We start from the raw sequence: 18,579 nt of genomic DNA, 5'->3' as shown, positions 1-18,579 counted from the left end.
CGCCGTGTGCGGTAATGATGCCTTGTATTGTGGCGACGAAACCTTGGTAATGGCGGGCGCGGCGGCGGAGGGGGCAACTGCAAAGTTGCAGCGGCAACCGCCGGTGCGGCTTTTAATGGCGCGGCTTCTACCAGCCCAATACTGGATACGGTTAAGGCTGCGGCTATAATTATTTTGTTAAAGTTCATGGTTTTAATAAATGTATCTGCTTTTAGAACAAATTTTTACCAATTTGGTTTTGGTGATATAAAAGACAAAATTAAGGAAAAATTAGACTACTTAGATAACAGGCAAAAATACAGATGGGATGAAAAATGAGGGACAAAATATTCTATCCTTTGTCTCATCTACCAGTGCTTTATTTTCACTTTACTTGTTTTTCTTTCTAGCAGGCTGGGCTACTTCGGTGCCGTTCCACATGGTTTTATAATCTAAACTTGTACCACCGGTATCAGCAACCATAGTTTTAGATTTTGGCGTAACCAGAGGCATTTTTTTCTTTTTTGAAGTTTTTGATTCAACCCCTAAACCCATGGTTCTGTAATCAAGTGTGGTTCCTGTTTTTACTGTTTTAGGTTTTTCTATTAATAGTTGTTCATAAAGAAAATCGGCAGCAAATTGGCCGGCTTGTTCCCAGCGTTCGCGGGTATCTTTATCGGCAGAAAATATAGGGTTAAAATGTTTTTCTAACTCATGGGAGTATCCTTCAAACACCTTGGCGGCATTAGGTATTTTAAGTTCATCGGCCTTGCGTTGTATGGCTAGTGCGCCGTATATCGACGAGTTTTTGTGGTCGGGATTAATAATACCATCGGTACTGCCATACACACTTACAATAGGTACTTTGGTGTTTTTAAGCCAGTGAAGATCGAATATCCCTCCCCAGAAATTAACAACGGCAGCAATTTTTATAAATTCAGTTGGATGGGCGTCTGCATCGCTTTTGGTAATACCAACCTGTTCGGCCAACTGTTCATTGTTGGTATAAGCGGTTTGCAAAGCCATAATGCCACCGGCAGAGTTGCCCCCCAAAATAATCTTATTGGTATCGATGCCATATTTATCTGCATTGGATTTGAAATAAGCGATGGCTTGTTTTAAATCCAGCACCGCATAATAAGCGCTCTTTTGCAGGTCGCTGGTGCTAAACCCAAATATCGGGCTCTTTTTGCTCATACTGTAATTAATGGCCGCACATACATAACCGCGCTGGGCAAATGTATTGCTCCATAATTTAATGCCCTTGGCATCTTTAGATCCAAACAGAAAGCCACCGCCGTGCATCCAGATAATCAAGGGCCTTTTTTTTATATTGTCGTCATGAGGGGTATAAAGGTCAAACAGGTGAGCCTTTTTGTCCTTACCGATAGCGTAACTAAGGTCCTGGTCTATAGTAACCTCCTTAAACACTATATCCTTATACCTGCGCTGCAATTGGGCATGGGTATTTACAGCAAAAAAGAGTATTGCAGCAGCGGAAAAAAATCTTTTCATAAACATATTATAGCAGGTAAAATACAATATACGTTACAAAACACCCTCACGGTTGTTTGCAGTATGAGCCAATAACTTAGGCTTTTGGCTTTTTTACTACATTTGAATTTTAAAGATGCAAGATAATAAAAAATGATTGCAGGGTTGGGTACAGATTTAGTGGAAGTAGTCCGGATTTCGGCTGGTATGGAAAAATCGGACGAATTTCGTGAAATGATATTCTCTGAGGCCGAAATTGAATATTGCGAATCTAAGACCAATAAATACGAACATTATGCGGCGCGGTTTGCTGCTAAAGAAGCTTTTTTTAAGGCACTAGGCACGGGCTGGTTAGCCGGCACTGCATTTAATGAGATAGAGGTAATTAATAATGAGGATGGGAAGCCCGAACTGTTTTTGTTGGGCGAAACAGCTGAGACCCTTGCGCCCATGCGCATTACCAACATATTGGTATCGCTAACGCACGTAAAAGCAATGGCATCGGCAGTGGTAATTATAGAAAAATAGCATGATAGGACAGCAGGCAGAAGAAGCCATACTTATACAGGAACAGAAATTAAGCGAGTTATTAACTTACCTTTCACAGTATTCGCCTTTTTATAAAGAGCTGTTTGCGAAGCATCAGATTGATATCAGTAAAATAAAAACCGTTGCCGATTTAACACGGATACCTACCACCAGTAAAGAAGATTTGCAGCAGCGGAATCACGATTTTTTATGTGTGCCTGCCGAAAAGGTGATCGAATACACATCAACTTCCGGCACGCTGGGCGGCCCTGTTACTGTTGCCCTTACCGATAAAGATCTTGATCGCCTGGCACAAAACGAATACAACTCGTTTGTAAGTGCAGATGGTACTAGAGATGATCTGTTTCAACTCATGTTAACGCTCGACAGGCAGTTTATGGCAGGCATGGCTTACTACCTGGGTTTGCGCAAGCTGGGCGCGGGCGCTATTCGTTTAGGCCCCGGAGTGCCCTCCTTGCAGTGGGAAACCATTAAGCGATTAAAGCCAACTGCTATTGTGGCTGTGCCATCATTTATACTCAAGCTCATTAAATACGCAAAGGAGAATAATATCGATGTTAACGCATCGTCAGTTACAAAGGCGATTTGTATAGGTGAGAATATCCGTAACACCGATTTTTCGCTGAATATTTTAGGGAAAAAGATTACTGATTCCTGGCAGATCGATCTATACTCAACGTATGCCTCCACAGAGATGCAAACGGCTTTTACCGAATGCAACCAGGGCCACGGCGGACACTATCAGCCCGATTTGATGATTGCCGAGATTTTGGATGATGACGAAAACCCGGTTGGCCCATACACCCCCGGCGAGCTCACCATAACCACATTGGGGGTAGAAGGCATGCCCCTGCTCCGTTACAAAACCGGCGATATCTGTATGTACTTTGATGAACCTTGCGCCTGCGGCCGTTCTAGCTGGCGCTTGTCGCCCATACTGGGCCGCAAAAAGCAAATGATTAAGTTTAAAGGTACCACGCTTTATCCGCCTGCACTTTTCGACCTATTGAATGAGCGGGAAGAAATTTTAGATTATGTGGTAGAAGTTTACCCCAATGAGGTAGGATTGGATGAAGTGTTGTTACATATCGTTCCCTCGGTAATAAGCGAAGAATGCGATCATCAGATCCGCGCTTACTTGCAGGCACGGTTAAGGGTTAGCCCACATATTAAGTATGTAACTGCCGATGAGATCCAGAAAATGCAATTCCCAGAAACTGTGAGGAAAGCGGTTAAGTTTATTGACAGAAGGGGTTAAGAAAGAGGCAAGAGATAAGACACTTGTTTCTCGGCTCTTGTCTCTTGTTTCTAAAATTACCACCTTCGCTTATGTCTAAAATATACATCATCAGCGGTGCTGGCAGCGGTATTGGCCGTGCTATAGCTCAAAAAATAGCTTCGGCAGGTAATCAGTGTGTTTTACTTGGCCGTAACCTCGATAAATTATTGCAGACTTTAACCACACTTGATGGGACTAATCACCAGGTTTTGGTAGCCGACATTCGCGATAAAGAGAGCCTTGCAAATGCAGCCAGCCAACTGGGCAACCTGCCTATTAGTGCATTAATTGCAAATTCGGGCATTGGCGGCGAAAATTACTGGGGAACTGAAGACCGCTGGGATGCCATTATAGATACCAACCTTACCGGCACATATAACTTTGTAAATACCTTTTTACCTAACCTGCGCTTAGCAGAAGGGGATAAGCATATTCTGATCACATCCTCGGTTTTGGCTAGGCTGGGTGTCCCCGATTATCCGGCGTATTGTGCCTCGAAGGCAGGCTTGCTAGGTTTAATGCGCTCGTGGGCTGTACAGTTTGCCAAAGAAAATATTTTGGTTAACGCCATTTGCCCGGGCTGGGTAGATACTGATATGGCACGAAGCGGCCTGCAAAGTATTGCTGATAGCATTGGCATTACCAAACAAGCGTTTTACGACATCGCCATGCAAAGCGTACCACTACGCCGCATGAGCCAGCCCGAAGAGATAGCCGATATGGTATATTATTTGGTTAACCAACGTTCGGTAACCGGGCAGGCGTTAGATATTAATGGGGGCGCGGTAATGAATAGCTAGAGCAGCGGCACTGTAATACTGTATGGCTCGGAGTGCTCGCTTTCGTTCTTAATTCTGTCAATGGCGGTAACTACGTAGATGTATTTTTTACCTTTTTGTGCCGTATTATCCAGCAGTGATGGTTCAGTATTATACTTAATTAGCAGTATGTGCGAAGGATCATCAATATCTATCTTTTCATCACCGGTAAAGCGGTATACCACATAGCCAAAAGTTGGCTCAAGGTCTTTTGCCGGCGGGGGCGACTGCCAGGTAAGCAAGATTCCTTTAGGGCCGCTTATTGCAGCGAGTTGCTGCGGCGCATTTGGCGCTATAGAATCGCGCCATAACATGGTTGGTGGCAGGGCTGGGTATTTATAAAAGTTTTGACGAAGCGAATCTGTAAAGCCCAGAAAGTTACTTGTTAATGAATTAGAGCTGAAATATACACTGCCCTGTACCCTTGGGTTGCCGCGTACATATCTTACCTGGTTAGGCAATTCGCGCGGGTTTTTAAAAGCGAAAGAGCGGGGTTCGGCCATGCGGTATGGCGCCTGGCCAATATATACATGGCGGCCGTTGGCATTATTGCCCCACCAGTCTACCAGTTTATCAAATGCAGCGGCACGGTTGCCCATTTGCCAGTAAATTTGCGGGTTAATATAATCTATCCATCCTTCGCGGATCCATTTGCGGGTATCAGCGTAGTTTTCTGAGTAAGATGGCCCACCATGGGTGTCTGATCCCTCTATGTCCTCATCTTTATTGCGCCATACGCCGCGCGGGCTAATTCCCCATTTTACATTGGGTTTGTATTTATGGATACTGTCGCCCACCATTTTAATCAGCGAATCTACGTTATCGCGTCGCCACGCTCTGATGTCGGTAAAGGCGCTGCCATATTGTTTAAAAGCATCTGCATCATGTATGGTTTGCCCAGCTATCAGGTAGGGGTAAAAGTAGTCGTCCATATGTATGCCGTCTACATCGTAATTTTTAACAATATCCAGTATTACCTGTACAATATATTCGCGTACTTCGGGTAGTCCCGGGTTAAATAACTTTTGGCCGCCGTATATAAAAAACCAATCGGGGTGTGTTTTTGTGGCGTGGTTAGGTGCTATATTGGTATAGTTGGCATCGGCAGTTGCGCGGTAGGGATTAACCCAGGCATGCAGTTCCATGCCACGTTTATGGGCTTCTGTAATGGCAAATTCAAGCGGATCATAAAAAGGCTCTGGTGCCTTGCCCTGCTTGCCTGTTAACCAGCGCGACCACGGCTCGCGGCCTTTGGCATAAAAGGCATCGGCTGCAGGCCGTACCTGGAACATTACCGCGTTCATGTTGCTTTGCTGGTGAAAATCTAATATGCGGATCAGCTGTTCTTTTTGCTTATCAGAGGTAAGGTTTACGCTGCTTGGCCAGTCTATATTCATTACCGTTGCTACCCACACGCCCCTAAATTCGCGCTTGGGTGCTTTTTGCCTTACTTTGGCGGTATCGGTTTGCGCTTGTGCATGGGTGAAAAATAGTACTGCAAGAAGTATAAAAATCAAACGTTTACCTGTAGACATTACCTTTATTTTTTAAGAGCTGCAAAGATATAGAAACTTTAAACAATGGGGTTTTAGTATTAAATGCAATAATTTGGTGTATTTTGTGTTTATGATATAGTATTTATTTTTAAACTAAATACGGCTTACAGGGTTTGTGTTATAGTTAACAGGGCTTCTGTTAATAATAATTTTTGTATAATCGCAAAACGTTGATGCAGCAGTTTGCGATGCTTAAAACCAATTTATAAACTGCATTAGCACATTTATCACTTAAAGAGATACTTATGGAGAACCAACCGGAACAAAATTCTAATTCCAGAAAAAACTCAAACGTTATTTATTTTCTGATTGTGGTTGTAGTGGCTTTACTCGGTACCGATGTATACCTATACTACCAAAAAAGAGGAACAGATGAAAAAGTAGTATATCAGAATGATGAAAAAACACGCTTGCAAACCGAACTCGATAGCCTGGAGGCGCAGATACAACAGGTAAACTCAAGCAAAACCAAATTAACTGCAGATATGATCGCCAAAAACGATTCGCTGCAAACTAAGATCAAGTATTTACGCGTACAGCTGGCTAAAGGTAAATTAACAGCAGCAGAGCTATCTAAAGCCCAGGAGGATGTAAAACAGTTACGCTATTTTGTAACCAAATACACTGCTGACCTGGAGGAACTGAAAAAGCAAAATGCCAGTTTAACAACAGAAAGGGATACGCTTAAAACCAACTTAGCCACAGTAAGCACCAAAGCTACCAGCCTTGAAGCAGAAAATAAAGACCTGAATACCAAAGTACAGGTAGGTTCGGCCCTGAAGACTTCGGGCATGACGGCTGTATCTTACAAGGTGAAGGATAATGGTAAAGAGTCGACCAATGATAAGGCTAAGAACGTTAAAAAGTTAAAGATCAACTTTACGGTAGTTAACAATACCATTGCTACCCAGGGCATGCACGATATTTATGTGCGTGTAATTGACCCGGCCGGTAACCTGATTACGCAGGATGACTCTGGTACCTTTAGCGCCGATGCACAAGATTTGCAGTTTACCTACAAAACTTCTATCGAATATAAAAATGATGATACCAGCTACACGATAGACTGGTTAAACCCTACAGCCTTTCAAAAAGGAGCATACACGGTAATTTTATATGCCGATGGTTTTACAATGGGGAAAACAACGGTAACATTACGATAATTAAAATTGATCAATAGTAAAGCCCGACTGCTTAAAGTAGCCGGGCTTTTTTATGCGATAAGTTAAGGTAGAAAGAAAGCTATGCGATTAATTTATAGCCGAGCCCTCGCACGTTGATGATCTGGATGCTGAGGTCTGCTTGTAAATGTTTCCGTAGTTTGGTGATAAAAACATCCATGGTGCGTACGTTGAATGAATTGTCATCTCCCCAAAGTTTTAACAGGGTGGCTTTACGATCAAGCAGTTGGTTTTTATGCTGCGCCAGTAAGTATAAAAGCTCGCTCTCTTTGTGCGAAAGTTTAATAATTACTTCATTATTGGTAAGCTCCTGCCGTTGAGGATAAAAATAGAATGTGCCTATGCTAACAGGTGCTGCTTTCTCGGTTTGGTGATTGTTGCGGCGTAGTAATTCATTAATCCGCAGGATGAGTTCTTCCAGGCTGAACGGTTTTTTGAGGTAATCATTACCGCCGGTACTGTAGCCTTCAACCACATCTTTATCTTGCGAGCGGGCTGTTAAAAACAGCACTGGGATAGTTGGGTTTACCTTGCGCAGCTCTTTTACAAAAGTAAAGCCATCCATAAAAGGCATCATTACATCAACCACGCAAATATCAAAATCGGTTTTATAAACGGCTTGTAAACCCAGGCGGCCATTGTTTAAATGCGTTACCGCAAAACCACGGCTTTGCAGGGTTTCGGTTACAATTTTGGCAAGCTGCAGCTCATCCTCAAGCAATAGTATGCTGGCCAACCTCATGGGTAACTAGTGGGAGTTTAATTGTAAATGTAGTTGCTTTGTTTGTGCCGGTTAGTATTAGGCTGCCACCGTGCTGCTGTATAACCGAGCGGGCATAGCTTAGGCCTAGCCCATAGCCTTTTACATTATGGATATTGCCGGACGGCACCCTGAAAAATTTGTCAAATACTTTATCCTGATATTCTGCCGGGATACCTGCACCATTATTGGTAATACTAACAGTGATCCATTCATTTACAGCCGTTGCTTCGATAGTAATAACAGGTTTATCGCTTCCATATTTAATGGCATTATCCAGCAGGTTGGCCAGCACGTTACCCATGTGCATGGTATCGCCAATAATGTAAATTTCATTAGCCGGGATATTCGTGTTTAATATTGCATTTTTAGCCTGTAACTGTGGCTGATATTGGTGGATGCAGTTGCTGATAATAGCCGTTAAGCAAATTGGCTCGCGGTTAAGGCTGATGATGCCCTGGTCGTTCACAATGCTTTTCAGGATCTGGTCTATGAGGTGGGTAAGATTTGCTGCCTGGTAGCGTATAATACTCAAGTATTCATCCGCAGATATCCTAGTGAGGTTAAAATCCTGAATGGCCTCTGCTGCTATGCTGATGGTGGCTACAGGGGTTTTCAGCTCATGGGTCATGTTGTTCACAAAATCATCTTTAAGCTTAGCCAGTTTTTTTTGCGATAGCATGGTTTTTACGGTGTAAGCGTAGCAACCAATGGTAATAGCAATAAGCAGCAGGGAGCTTAACAATACCCATTTCATTTTTTGAAAAAAGATAAGGTTAGGGTTTATGAAAAAAGCATTAACACCAATTTTGGGGCGATGAAATCCATAGTTAAACTGGCGGGTACTATACGTGTAACCGGGTAATGGCTTGTTGGGCGTACTCCACCCTTTAAATATTTCTTTAGTAAATTTTAACTCAAAATTATTCCTTATATCGCGCTGTGCTAATTCATTGCTGTAGATGGCTTTCAGTCGCGTTATGTCCAGGCGGTCATTTTTAAAAGCAGTTGAAAGTAGCTTGCCCAGGTGTTCTGTATAATAATAAGCTGAACCGGATTGCAGATCATTCATTAACACGTCTTTGGTAAACGTCTTTAAGAAAAACATACGGGCTTCGGGGGTAATATGGGTAATACGCTTGCTATAATTAAAGCCAATATCAAATGGGATACGTTCGTAATTGGGGTATTTATCACGAATAGTAAATTTGGTGGCTTCAGATTTTTGGTCGTATCGGCCTGTAATAATCACAATATTAGTATCTGCCAGCCAGCTTTTATACCGGGCCGCAAATTCATCGCGGCGCAGGTCCATCAGCCGGTTTACAGACTTATCCAATGCATCATTAATGTCGCTTTTAAAAACGCGCACACTGCTTTGGTAAGCGGTATAATTCCAATAAAATTGTAAACCCAGCAAAAAGGCAGTACACAAGGTCATGAGGCCAATTACCAGGTTAATTTTTTTATTCATGATGCTGCAAAATACAAATCGGCTGTGGCATATCACCCCAATGTTAACACTAATTAACACTGCTTAACACTGGTTAGTACTTAGCAATAATGCTTTAACATAGGTTTGGCTAAACAAAAAGGCAGCAGCATATGAAACAATTTATACTGATAATATTCTTCATTTCTACTTTAGGATTGGCATCGGCACAGGTGAAAATTGGGCAGCAAGTTACTGATGCACAGGTTGGTACATTGCTTAATGCCCCGGTTAAGTCAACCGGTTTAGCAGCTTTAAAAGGTAAGGTAATTTTATTAGAGTTTTGGGCTACTTGGTGCAGCCCCTGTGTGGAGGCCATGGGTCATTTACAAAAGCTTCAAAAAACGTATGCCGGTAAGTTCCAGGTAATAACTGTAAGTACAGAGAAGGAAAAGCGCGTGAAACAATTTTTAATTAATCAGCCCTCTAACCTGTGGTTTGCTATAGATACTGCCGATAATTTCGGCAAATATTTTCCATACCATATTATACCTCATTCGGTATTAATAGATGAAAATGGAACCGTTGTTGCCATTACCGAACCGCAAAATATTACAGCAAAGGTTATTGCTGATGTAATACAGGGTATAAGAATTAATTTGCCGCTAAAAGAAGATACAATAAGAGATGAGAACCCTTGGGATACCTATTTCCCGACAGATACAAATACGCAAAGCCGTTTTTTAATACAACCCGAAATTAAAGGAGCAGGTAGTTCATCTAAATCATACCAGCAAAGCCCGGTATTTAAAAACAGGCGTATTTGCATGATCAACGTTCCATTGGAGATCATTTATAGGATTGCTTACGGTAATTTTTCTAATAAGCGAACAATAGACCAGACACCAAACCGAGTGGTGAAAGAAGATAAGCAAAATTACTGTATGGATATTATAGTGCCAAAAGGGCAGGAGAAAATGTTGTTTACGACTTTGCAAAATGAATTAAAAACCAGGTTCGAACTTCAGGCCAGTATAGAAAAAAGGGTAAAGCCAGTGTACATACTTACTATTGCAGATTCTGCTAAAGTAAATTTGCTCAATAGATCCCATATTGAAGAGAAAGACTTTGATGGAGGCAGTGGAAGTTTTAACGGTGAGAGCGTGCGGCTAAATTGTATAGCAGATTACCTTGAAAACTTTGGCCTTGTTAACAGACCGGTATTGGATGAGACGGGTAATAATAACCTTTATAATATCAAATTCACATACATGGCAGAAAAGAAAGGCGACCTGCAAAACGCTCTCCACAACTTGGGGTTAAAACTTATTGAAGCCGAAAGGAATATTGATATGCTTGTACTTAGATAACCGGTTCAAAATTTACTTTTGATTCCTGGTTCTCAATTCCTGCTTCTCCTTACGCCTGTGCCTGCGGCAAGTTTAAATGAAACACAGTGCCCTTTTCCAGCACCGTTTCGAACCATACTTTACCACCGGCATTTTCGATCGAGTTTTTTACAAATGCTAAACCCAAGCCTGTACCCGAGCTTTTGGTAGTGAAATTGGGTTCAAATATTTTGGTGCGTAAGTTTTCGGGGATACCATTACCATTATCGCGTACGTTGATAAGGATAGAGCGGCCTTCAATGCTATAATCAATATCAATGATACCCGGCCGGCTCGGCGGCATGGCTTCAATTGCGTTTTTGAGTAGGTTATTAAAGCAGCGCAGCAACTGGTCGCGGTCTGCAATAATTAGGAAAGGTTGTTCGGGCGCATTGAAATGGATGGTTACGTTATCCATTTGTTTAAAAATGGTAACGGCTTGGGTAAGTAACTCAATAACATCCAGCTTTTGCATACGGGTATCGGGCATTTTGGCAAAGGCCGAAAACTCAGACGCAATTGATGAAAGGCTCTCGATCTGCTCCACAAACGATTTGCTGAAACGCTCGAACTTGGCATCAAACTTCGGGTCTTTATCCTTCCATGATTTTTCGAGCAGTTGCAAGCCTAGTTTTAGTGGGGTTAGCGGGTTTTTAATTTCATGGGCAACTTGTTTGGCCATTTCGCGCCAGGCGCTTTCGCGCTCAGATTGCGCCAGGCGGCTGGCGCTATACTCCAGCGCGGCAATCATATTATTGTATTCTTTCACCAGCGAGCCTATCTCATCATTGCGTCGCCAAACAATAGGTTCGTTTTTGCGGCCGTAAATGGTTTTGCTGAGGCTATGCTGTATAAAACTAAGCGGGTTGGTAATTTGCCTTGCTACCAATATGGCAAACAAGCCTATAGCAATAAATATCAGCGCATAAATATTAATCATGGCGTTAAGCAATGCGCCGATGCGTTCGGTTAATTCGGCCTCGTTTGAGAAGAAGGGCAGTTGCAAAAAGGCCACGGTCTCATTTTGCGCGTTGCGTATAGGTGCATAACCAGCTGTATAACTGAGGTTGCCAATGTGCTCTTCATTTACCAGTTCAGATTTTTGCAATTTACTCAGATATACATATGCCTTGCCGTTCATACGTGGTGCCAGCAGGCCCAGGTTATATATTTTAGGTTGCGTGGTGTAAAGCAATTTACCGTCGCGGTCGTACAGCGTTAAATCGGTAGAGTAGGCGTCGGCAAAGGCGTTAAAGCTTACCTGTGTTTCGGGATTAAGGGGCGTTGTTTGGTTGTCGATATGGTTTTCAAATGCAGACGCTATCCGGGTGATACGATCTGTAATAGAGCTTACCTGTTGTTCGTGATATTGTGCTGTAATAGAAAAATAGGTAATGATACCCACCAGTAGCAGGGTAACTACTACAGCAAATATCATGGAGAACTGGATGCGCGTTTTGTAAAGTATCTGGTCGAAATTGACATTGAAATTCCAAAAAATATCTTTATCATTAATGGTAATAAACCTTACATGGTCCCACAGCCATCTTGACCCCATTACAATGGCGTTGAATATCAGCATCAGTACAAAAAAGAAGGTTAATGATGTGATGCCATACAGTACCGGATATTCCAGTTTACTGATCACGATCGTTTTTCGAGCGCTGGGCTTGTAAATGAGGTGATTAAAATTGGTAAATGCCTTATACCACGGCTGGTCGTTTCCCGATGTGTTTTTAAACAAATATTGTTTGGTAGGCCCGTTAAACTCATTGTTAAATAAGTTATAAGTGTACTGGCCGCTTTGGCTTAACAGATGATTGTCGCTATAAAATGCGTAAGAGTATCCCTTAAATTCATTGTCAAGCTTTAGCTGCTCATCTACCAATAGTTCTGGAAATGAGTTGGTGTATTGCAGCGGTTTAGATTTTAGTGCAATTACAAAAGTGCCCAAATTTTTGCCATCTACCTGTAGTGGCAACAAGGCAAAATAGCTTTGGAACCCAAATGAATCGTTTTCGCGGTAAAAATATTTAGATACTTTAATGGCGCTAAAAACCACCATATCCTTAAAGTTATCTAAAATGTAAGTATTGTCGTTTGATATGGATTTTCCGTTGTTATCAAATTCATAGATCTTAAAGTCGTATTTAGATAGGTAGCCGTCGAAGTAGGTTTTTTGAAAATGGGAACGCAGATAATCGTTATTATGAATATTGTCTTCAAAATAGCGGGTCAAAAATTTATCGGTTATGATCTGCTGTTCAATTTTGCTAAAAATAAAGTCGGCGCCTTTGTCATCAGCTGCTTCCAGCTTTTTAATAAGGAGTTTGCGGTTTTCGTGTTCCCGCTGGTTTTGAAACGCATTTAGTTTAACAGATGCGATAAGCGCGCTTAATATTAGCACACCTAAAAATGCAGTAGCGTTAATTTGCCCGTTTTTATACCATACCACGTAAGCCCTTATAGCTACTACCAGCCCTGCAAATATATAAAACAGTGTAAATGGAGCATAAATGCTGTTAATAATAGTGGCTATAATAACCCCTATAAAAAGCAATACTGCTTTATGCATTACTGGTATTTTAACCCTTTGGGCAATTACAAGTAATATTTCATCGGCCAGGTTAATAATGAGGAAGATAAAACATACCATGATAATACCTATCAGGCTGTAAAGCGAAAGGTTGAGTACGTTGCTTACATCAAAGTTTACCTTTGATGTAATAACCATGTGGTAAAATAGGTTTACAAATAAAACCAGTCCTGACAGTATGGTAATAACGCAACCCGAAATGATGATATATCCTAGCGGTTTATTTCTAACTGGTTTAATAAGATGATGCCTGTATTTGTAAATAAAGGCAATAAACCAGAATAGCATGAGCATGTTAATGCAAAAATCGCCCAGGGAGGGAAATACAGGTCCGGCCGAATAATATTTTGGATCGAACAGGCTAAACTGAGATACATAACCGGGCCAGTGAAATACCTGGTTTGCGGTGCGCAGTAATATTATAAAAGCAGCAAGCGTAAAAAAAGAAAGCAGCAGATACCCTTTAGTTGCTATGTATTTACACAAAACATGTATCAGCAAGCACATGCAGGTAAAACTGAGCACCCAAAGTATAGTTACAAACAGGTAAAAATTATGATTGGTGTGGTTGGGTTTAATTTTTACCGAAAACAAGTACTGGTGATCTATACTGTGTATGTAGTAAACATTTTTATCAGTAATGTCGGCAAGTGCTAAACTGCTGTCGGCGGTAAGGCCTTCGTCAAAAATATTTTGTAGGTATTTGTTTTGCAGGCTATATCCCCATTTAACAGGTATGTAAAAAATAGCTGTAAAATTACCTGATGTTTTACGGATAGCTTCGTAATAACCATTGGGCATTTTTACAAATGAACGCCCTTCTTTTATGGGTCGCAGTGTATCTGGCAATACTTTTACGCCGCTCCAAAAAGTTAATCGATTGTTTACCATGGTTGCCAGCCACACTCTGTTTTGGGTAGTTACCTCTTTAATGAAATTAAGCGAGCGGCTTTCGCTGTTAGGCAACGTGCGTAAACTATCGAAACTTGCTTTGTTGTTTAAAATGTTATTTATGTAAGCTTCTTTGGCGTTCAAAGAACGTTCTAGCGCTTGTCCAGGTTGTTCTAGGTTGTTTTTTGGGGTATAGGTATGCTGTACAACTACAGCTGTAAGTAAAAGGCTGGCGCAGATAAGTGCCAGTAGCAGGCGTATTTTAGCAAGAGCGGTCAAAAATGGCAGTGTTGATGGGTAAATTTAGTATAAAAAATAAAAGCCACTTTAGTTTGTGGCTTTTAAATTTTTTATTGTGCTATAGATGCGCTACTGGTTGGTATGGCGCGGTCTACTTTTTTTACCAGGCCTTGCAATACATTGCCCGGCCCAACTTCGGTAAATGAGGTTGCTCCATCTTCCAGCATGTGTTTTACAATTTGTGTCCACCTAACGGCACCTGTAAGCTGCAAAATAAGGTTGCGCTTAATATGCTCAGGGTCTGTATATGGTTTGGCATCGATATTTTGATAGATGGGGCATATAGGTGCTTTAACTTCAGTAGCTATAATAGCAGCCTCCAATTCAACACGTGCTGATTCCATTAGCGGCGAGTGGAATGCACCACCTACGTTTAATTTTAAAGCTCTTTTTGCGCCAGCTGCTAATAATAGTTCGCAGGCCTTGTCTACGCCGGCAATTGTGCCTGATATTACTAATTGGCTTGGGCAATTGTAATTTGCCGGTACCACAATGTCGCTAACCCGATGGCAAATATCCTCTACCGTAAAATCATCCAGGCCTAAAACCGCGGCCATGGTTGAGGGTTGAATTTCGCAGGCTTTTTGCATGGCGTTAGCCCGTGCGGCTACTAAACGTAAACCGTCTTCGAAAGATAACGCTCCGGCAGAAACCAATGCAGAAAATTCGCCCAGTGAGTGGCCGGCAATCATTTCTGGTTTAAACTCATTGCCCAAAACGGTGGCTAATATTACTGAGTGTAAAAATATTGCCGGTTGGGTAACGCTGGTTTGTTTAAGTTGGTCTTCAGTACCGCTAAACATAATGTCGGTGATGCGGAAACCTAAAATTTCGTTAGCTTGTTCAAAAAGTGAATGTGCTTGTTCAGACTGCTCGTAAAGGTCTTTTCCCATGCCAATAAACTGGGCACCCTGACCGGGGAATATGTATGCTTTCAATGTTTGGTTATTAGTTGATTAAGTTCAATTTGTCATCGCGAGGAACGAAGCAATGGCGAAGCCCCCTCTAAATCTCCCCCGGAAGGGGAGACTTCTTAATACGCTCTCCTTCGGAGAGGGTTGGGTGAGGCTTATACAACAAGGTACCTCGCAATGACGATATTATTATGACAGTTTTGAAGAGATCAAATTTAAAAATTCCGTACGTGTTTTATCCATTAAAAATGCGCCCGTAAATGCCGATGTGGTGGTTACCGAGTTTTGCTTTTGCACACCACGCATGCTCATGCAAAGGTGGCGGCACTCTATTACCACACCAACACCAATAGGGTTAAGTGTTTCCTGGATACAATCGCGAATTTCGTTAGTCAGGCGTTCTTGTACCTGCAGGCGACGGGCAAATACATCAACTATGCGCGGTATTTTGCTTAAGCCTACCACATGCCCGTTGGGGATGTAAGCAATATGTGCCTTGCCAAAAAAAGGCAGCATATGGTGTTCACACATCGAGTATACTTCAATGTCTTTTACTACCACCATTTGGCTGTACTCCTCTTTAAACATGGCCGATTTTAGGATCTCTTTGGCATCCAGATCATAACCATGGGTAAGGTACATCAGTGCTTTGGCTACGCGCTCGGGGGTTTTAAGTAGACCTTCGCGCTCGGGGTTTTCGCCAATTTGTTTTAATACCTCATGGTAGTGGCCACTCAGGCTCTCAATCAATTGAGGGTTGTAACGGTCTATTTTCTGGTATCCCTCTATTCCCGCATCGCGGTCGGGCAGGTTGTCATCGTCGTGGTCCATAAATAATATTAATCGCCAAAGTATTCGGCGGAGTTATTTTCGGTTTCAAATAATCTAACAGAGTGTAAAAATACACCTTCGTAAGCTTCAATAGGGCCTTTTAACTGATTAAAGATCTCAATGGTCAGCAACTCGGTCGAAGCCATTTTGCCTGCCATAAAGGGCACGTCAAGATTCAGGTTCTTGTGGTCCAGTTTTTCTATCACGTGTTCATTGATGATCTCTTTTAATTCTTTAAGATCTATCAAATAGCCCGTAGCATGGGTTATTTCGCCTTTTACAGTTACAAACAGGTTGTAATTATGCCCGTGCCAGTTAGGGTTGGCGCATTTGCCAAATACTTCCTGGTTTTTCTCGGCGCTCCACTCTTCCCGGTACATTCGGTGAGCTGCATTAAAATGCTCTTTGCGCGTTATATGTATCATCATAACTAATAATTGGTGCAAATATACAAAACAAAAACAGGCAGGTTGTTTTATCTTAGTCATCAAATAATTAAGCCATGCATATATTAATTGTAGCAGCTACAAGGGTCGAGATAGGCTCGCTGATAGAGACACTGGAGTCAGAATCGGGTGCCTGGAGTACAGAATCTGATGCCGGGAGCATTGATGCGGTTGATAAGGATTTGTCTTTTAACATCGGTAGCAAACAAATAGAGATCCTTATTACCGGCGTTGGTATGGTGGCTACTGCTTATGCTTTGGGTACACATTTGGCCGTAAATAAATATGATCTGGTAATTAACCTGGGTATTGCAGGTAGCTTTGATCGTAATATAGTTCTTGGCGAGGTGGTAGAGATTATTGAAGATACTTTCTCTGAACTTGGTGCCGAAGATGATGGGCGCTTTCTCTCTTTAACCAATTTGGGTTTTGGTGAAATAACCTATAAGCCTAACGGGCACCCATTTTTAAACATTAAACAGGTAAAAGCCATTACGGTTAACAAGGTGCATGGTAATGAGGCATCGATAGAAAAAATAGCAGAGCGACTGAACCCGCAATTGGAAAGCATGGAAGGAGCGGCTGTATTTTATGCCTGCCGGCAGGCCGGTATAGCTTGTGTGCAAATCAGAGCAGTGTCAAATTATGTAGAAAAACGTAATCGCGATGCCTGGAAGATAGGTTTAGCCGTTAAAAATCTAAATACATTTGCCGAAAGTATGTTGCGGGTTTTGAATAGTGAGTCCTGAGTTTTACAAAGGGAGTGCTTTTAACTCGCAACTCACCATTCAAAATTCACTACTATGAAACTAACACTTGGCTTTTCGCCATGCCCCAATGATACTTTTATTTTCGATGCCCTTATTCACCATAAAATAGATACCGAAGGTTTAGAATTTGAAGTGTTTTATGATGACGTGGAAACGCTGAACCAAAAAGCTTTCCGTGGCGAATTGGATATTACTAAGCTAAGCTACCATGCCTTCGCTTACATGGTAAACCAATATGCTTTATTGGATGCAGGTAGTGCCCTGGGTTTTGGTGTTGGTCCGATGCTGATTTGTAAATGCGACCCGGATGAGTTACGTGAGAAACTTAAAACATCCGGCGCTGATGTAAGGATTGGCATCCCCGGGAAGTACACCACAGCCAACTTTTTGTTAGGCTTGGCTTTCCCGCAGGCAACCAATAAACAAGAGCTTGTTTTTTCTGAAATTGAAGATGCTGTACTAACAGGAAAAGTTGATGTAGGATTAATTATCCACGAAAACCGCTTTACCTACCAGAACAAAGGCCTAAAAAAAATCATTGACCTGGGCGATTACTGGGAAAAGGAAACCGGTTGTGCCATACCGCTTGGTGGTATAGTGGTAAACCGTAATCTGCCACTAGAGGTGCAGCAGAAAGTAAACCGCCTCATCCGCAAATCGGTTGAGTTTGCCTTTGCCGATCCAAAATCGGGACTGGAGTTTATCCGCTCTCATGCCCAGGAAATGAGCGAAGAGGTGATGTATAAGCATATTGATCTTTACGTTAACAAATACTCGGTTGAATTGGGCATAGAAGGCAGGAAAGCGATTAATTTATTGTTTGATACCGCGAAAGAGAAGGGGATTATTCCGGAGATAAATGGTGAGATATTTGTAGCCACTTAATCCTCTAAAGGGAGAACAGTGGTTATGTTATTTTTTGTCATTCAGAGAGCCAGCGAAGAATCTTCTTCAATAGATAGTTCGATTTGCTCAGTAGAATTACCAGGCGCAGAAGATTCTTCGCTGGCTCTCTGAATGACAAAAAAGGCGAAATGCGATTGCATTGCAATCGCATTTCGCCTTTTTTAAAATCTTGATTCCTGATTCTCGCCTCTCTTAATAAAGCAAATGATCGTAAGGATATCTTACACTATGTATAGCCACGATATGATCATATAATAGCTTCCTGAATTCATCAATATTTTCTTTATGCAGTGCCGAGATAAATATCGCCGGGCTGTTATTATTCGCCATCCAGCTGTTTTTAAACTCCTCTAAAGTTAACTGGTGAGCTTCATCTTCGGCATGTACCTGGATGGGCTGATAAGCGTCTATCTTGTTAAAAACGGTGATCATTTGCTTGTCGATAGCACCCAGTTCTTTCAAGGTTTCGTTTACCGTGCGAATCTGGTC

At 42.0% G+C, this 18,579-nt stretch carries 16 protein-coding genes and 1 pseudogene; 7 read left to right on the top strand and 10 right to left on the bottom strand.

Annotated features, from left to right (window positions below):
- Window positions 1–188, bottom strand: a 188-nt coding sequence (locus RG47T_RS26180) for a hypothetical protein (protein ID WP_216351082.1), incomplete at its 3' end; no start/stop codon positions are given.
- Between the two features lie 181 nt (window positions 189–369).
- Window positions 370–1,494 carry an alpha/beta hydrolase gene (locus tag RG47T_RS19790; RefSeq protein ID WP_171972570.1) on the bottom strand — a complete coding sequence of 375 codons (1,125 nt, stop codon included), beginning with the start codon at window positions 1,492–1,494 and terminating at the stop codon, window positions 370–372.
- A 132-nt stretch (window positions 1,495–1,626) separates the two neighbouring features.
- Here RG47T_RS19790 and acpS point away from each other — a divergent pair, with 132 nt between their 5' ends.
- The 3 genes from acpS to RG47T_RS19775 all read left to right on the top strand — a co-directional run bounded on the left by acpS (window position 1,627) and on the right by RG47T_RS19775 (window position 4,101).
- The gene (gene acpS / locus RG47T_RS19785) at window positions 1,627–2,001 is read left to right on the top strand and encodes a holo-ACP synthase (protein ID WP_074491173.1); all 375 of its coding nucleotides are present in this window, start codon (window positions 1,627–1,629) and stop codon (window positions 1,999–2,001) included.
- Between the two features lies 1 nt (window position 2,002).
- On the top strand, window positions 2,003–3,280 hold the full coding sequence (gene flxY, locus RG47T_RS19780) for a flexirubin biosynthesis putative acyl-CoA ligase FlxY (RefSeq protein ID WP_074491172.1): 1,278 nt from the start codon (window positions 2,003–2,005) through the stop codon (window positions 3,278–3,280).
- Between the two features lie 71 nt (window positions 3,281–3,351).
- Window positions 3,352–4,101: an SDR family NAD(P)-dependent oxidoreductase gene (locus tag RG47T_RS19775; RefSeq protein WP_074491171.1), complete on the top strand. Its 750-nt coding sequence runs from the start codon at window positions 3,352–3,354 to the stop codon at window positions 4,099–4,101.
- Here RG47T_RS19775 and RG47T_RS19770 read toward each other — a convergent pair.
- Entirely contained in the window at window positions 4,098–5,654 is a 1,557-nt protein-coding gene (locus RG47T_RS19770; protein WP_074491170.1) for a glycoside hydrolase family 10-like protein, read from the bottom strand. The two genes, RG47T_RS19775 and RG47T_RS19770, sit on opposite strands and share 4 nt — an antisense overlap.
- Window positions 5,655–5,920: 266 nt before the next feature.
- Here RG47T_RS19770 and RG47T_RS19765 point away from each other — a divergent pair, with 266 nt between their 5' ends.
- A complete protein-coding gene (locus RG47T_RS19765; protein ID WP_074491169.1) occupies window positions 5,921–6,838 on the top strand; it encodes a DUF8428 domain-containing protein in 918 nt (305 codons plus the stop codon).
- A 79-nt stretch (window positions 6,839–6,917) separates the two neighbouring features.
- Here RG47T_RS19765 and RG47T_RS19760 read toward each other — a convergent pair whose 3' ends face one another.
- Entirely contained in the window at window positions 6,918–7,598 is a 681-nt protein-coding gene (locus tag RG47T_RS19760) for a response regulator transcription factor (protein ID WP_171972569.1), read from the bottom strand.
- Window positions 7,570–9,090 (bottom strand): sensor histidine kinase, encoded by a 1,521-nt coding sequence (locus RG47T_RS19755; RefSeq protein ID WP_074491168.1) that lies wholly within the window; start codon window positions 9,088–9,090, stop codon window positions 7,570–7,572. The genes RG47T_RS19760 and RG47T_RS19755 overlap by 29 nt, the downstream gene beginning before the upstream one ends.
- Window positions 9,091–9,221: 131 nt before the next feature.
- On the opposite strand from RG47T_RS19755, the gene RG47T_RS19750 reads away from it, so the two are divergent.
- Complete coding sequence (locus RG47T_RS19750) at window positions 9,222–10,418, top strand: TIGR03435 family protein (protein WP_074491167.1); 1,197 nt, start codon at window positions 9,222–9,224, stop codon at window positions 10,416–10,418.
- A gap of 49 nt (window positions 10,419–10,467) precedes the next feature.
- On the opposite strand, the gene RG47T_RS19745 is transcribed toward RG47T_RS19750, so the two are convergent.
- The 4 genes from RG47T_RS19745 to RG47T_RS19730 form a co-directional block, all read right to left on the bottom strand.
- Complete coding sequence (locus tag RG47T_RS19745) at window positions 10,468–14,202, bottom strand: ATP-binding protein (protein WP_074491166.1); 3,735 nt, start codon at window positions 14,200–14,202, stop codon at window positions 10,468–10,470.
- Between the two features lie 71 nt (window positions 14,203–14,273).
- Window positions 14,274–15,161, bottom strand: coding sequence for an ACP S-malonyltransferase (fabD, locus tag RG47T_RS19740; protein WP_074491165.1), 888 nt, complete (start codon window positions 15,159–15,161; stop codon window positions 14,274–14,276).
- A 165-nt stretch (window positions 15,162–15,326) separates the two neighbouring features.
- Window positions 15,327–15,968: a GTP cyclohydrolase I FolE gene (gene folE, locus RG47T_RS19735; RefSeq protein ID WP_074491164.1), complete on the bottom strand. Its 642-nt coding sequence runs from the start codon at window positions 15,966–15,968 to the stop codon at window positions 15,327–15,329.
- Between the two features lie 8 nt (window positions 15,969–15,976).
- Window positions 15,977–16,393 carry a 6-pyruvoyl trahydropterin synthase family protein gene (locus RG47T_RS19730; RefSeq protein ID WP_074491163.1) on the bottom strand — a complete coding sequence of 139 codons (417 nt, stop codon included), beginning with the start codon at window positions 16,391–16,393 and terminating at the stop codon, window positions 15,977–15,979.
- A gap of 77 nt (window positions 16,394–16,470) precedes the next feature.
- Between RG47T_RS19730 and mqnB the strand changes: the two genes are divergently transcribed.
- Window positions 16,471–17,163: a futalosine hydrolase gene (mqnB, locus tag RG47T_RS19725; RefSeq protein ID WP_074491162.1), complete on the top strand. Its 693-nt coding sequence runs from the start codon at window positions 16,471–16,473 to the stop codon at window positions 17,161–17,163.
- Between the two features lie 54 nt (window positions 17,164–17,217).
- The gene (locus tag RG47T_RS19720) at window positions 17,218–18,069 is read left to right on the top strand and encodes a menaquinone biosynthesis family protein (protein WP_074491161.1); all 852 of its coding nucleotides are present in this window, start codon (window positions 17,218–17,220) and stop codon (window positions 18,067–18,069) included.
- A gap of 213 nt (window positions 18,070–18,282) precedes the next feature.
- Here RG47T_RS19720 and RG47T_RS26845 read toward each other — a convergent pair.
- Window positions 18,283–18,579, bottom strand: a pseudogene (locus RG47T_RS26845) (GTPase HflX); the annotation flags it as partial.

It is taken from the genome of Mucilaginibacter polytrichastri, from assembly GCF_001911425.1.
In the GTDB taxonomy this organism is placed as follows: Bacteria; Bacteroidota; Bacteroidia; order Sphingobacteriales; family Sphingobacteriaceae; genus Mucilaginibacter; species Mucilaginibacter polytrichastri.
This window is presented reverse-complemented; position numbering and strand designations above follow the sequence as displayed.

Bases quoted from the DNA above. Each gene is read 5' to 3' on its own strand.
- folE (WP_074491164.1), bottom strand. From the start codon at position 15,968: ATGGACCACGACGATGACAACCTGCCCGACCGCGATGCGGGAATAGAG.
- RG47T_RS19750 (WP_074491167.1), top strand. From the start codon at position 9,222: ATGAAACAATTTATACTGATAATATTCTTCATTTCTACTTTAGGATTG.
- RG47T_RS19760 (WP_171972569.1), bottom strand. From the start codon at position 7,598: ATGAGGTTGGCCAGCATACTATTGCTTGAGGATGAGCTGCAGCTTGCC.
- RG47T_RS19790 (WP_171972570.1), bottom strand. From the start codon at position 1,494: ATGAAAAGATTTTTTTCCGCTGCTGCAATACTCTTTTTTGCTGTAAAT.
- RG47T_RS19770 (WP_074491170.1), bottom strand. From the start codon at position 5,654: ATGTCTACAGGTAAACGTTTGATTTTTATACTTCTTGCAGTACTATTT.
- mqnB (WP_074491162.1), top strand. From the start codon at position 16,471: ATGCATATATTAATTGTAGCAGCTACAAGGGTCGAGATAGGCTCGCTG.
- RG47T_RS19730 (WP_074491163.1), bottom strand. From the start codon at position 16,393: ATGATACATATAACGCGCAAAGAGCATTTTAATGCAGCTCACCGAATG.
- RG47T_RS19720 (WP_074491161.1), top strand. From the start codon at position 17,218: ATGAAACTAACACTTGGCTTTTCGCCATGCCCCAATGATACTTTTATT.
- RG47T_RS19765 (WP_074491169.1), top strand. From the start codon at position 5,921: ATGGAGAACCAACCGGAACAAAATTCTAATTCCAGAAAAAACTCAAAC.
- RG47T_RS19755 (WP_074491168.1), bottom strand. From the start codon at position 9,090: ATGAATAAAAAAATTAACCTGGTAATTGGCCTCATGACCTTGTGTACT.
- RG47T_RS19775 (WP_074491171.1), top strand. From the start codon at position 3,352: ATGTCTAAAATATACATCATCAGCGGTGCTGGCAGCGGTATTGGCCGT.
- acpS (WP_074491173.1), top strand. From the start codon at position 1,627: ATGATTGCAGGGTTGGGTACAGATTTAGTGGAAGTAGTCCGGATTTCG.
- flxY (WP_074491172.1), top strand. From the start codon at position 2,003: ATGATAGGACAGCAGGCAGAAGAAGCCATACTTATACAGGAACAGAAA.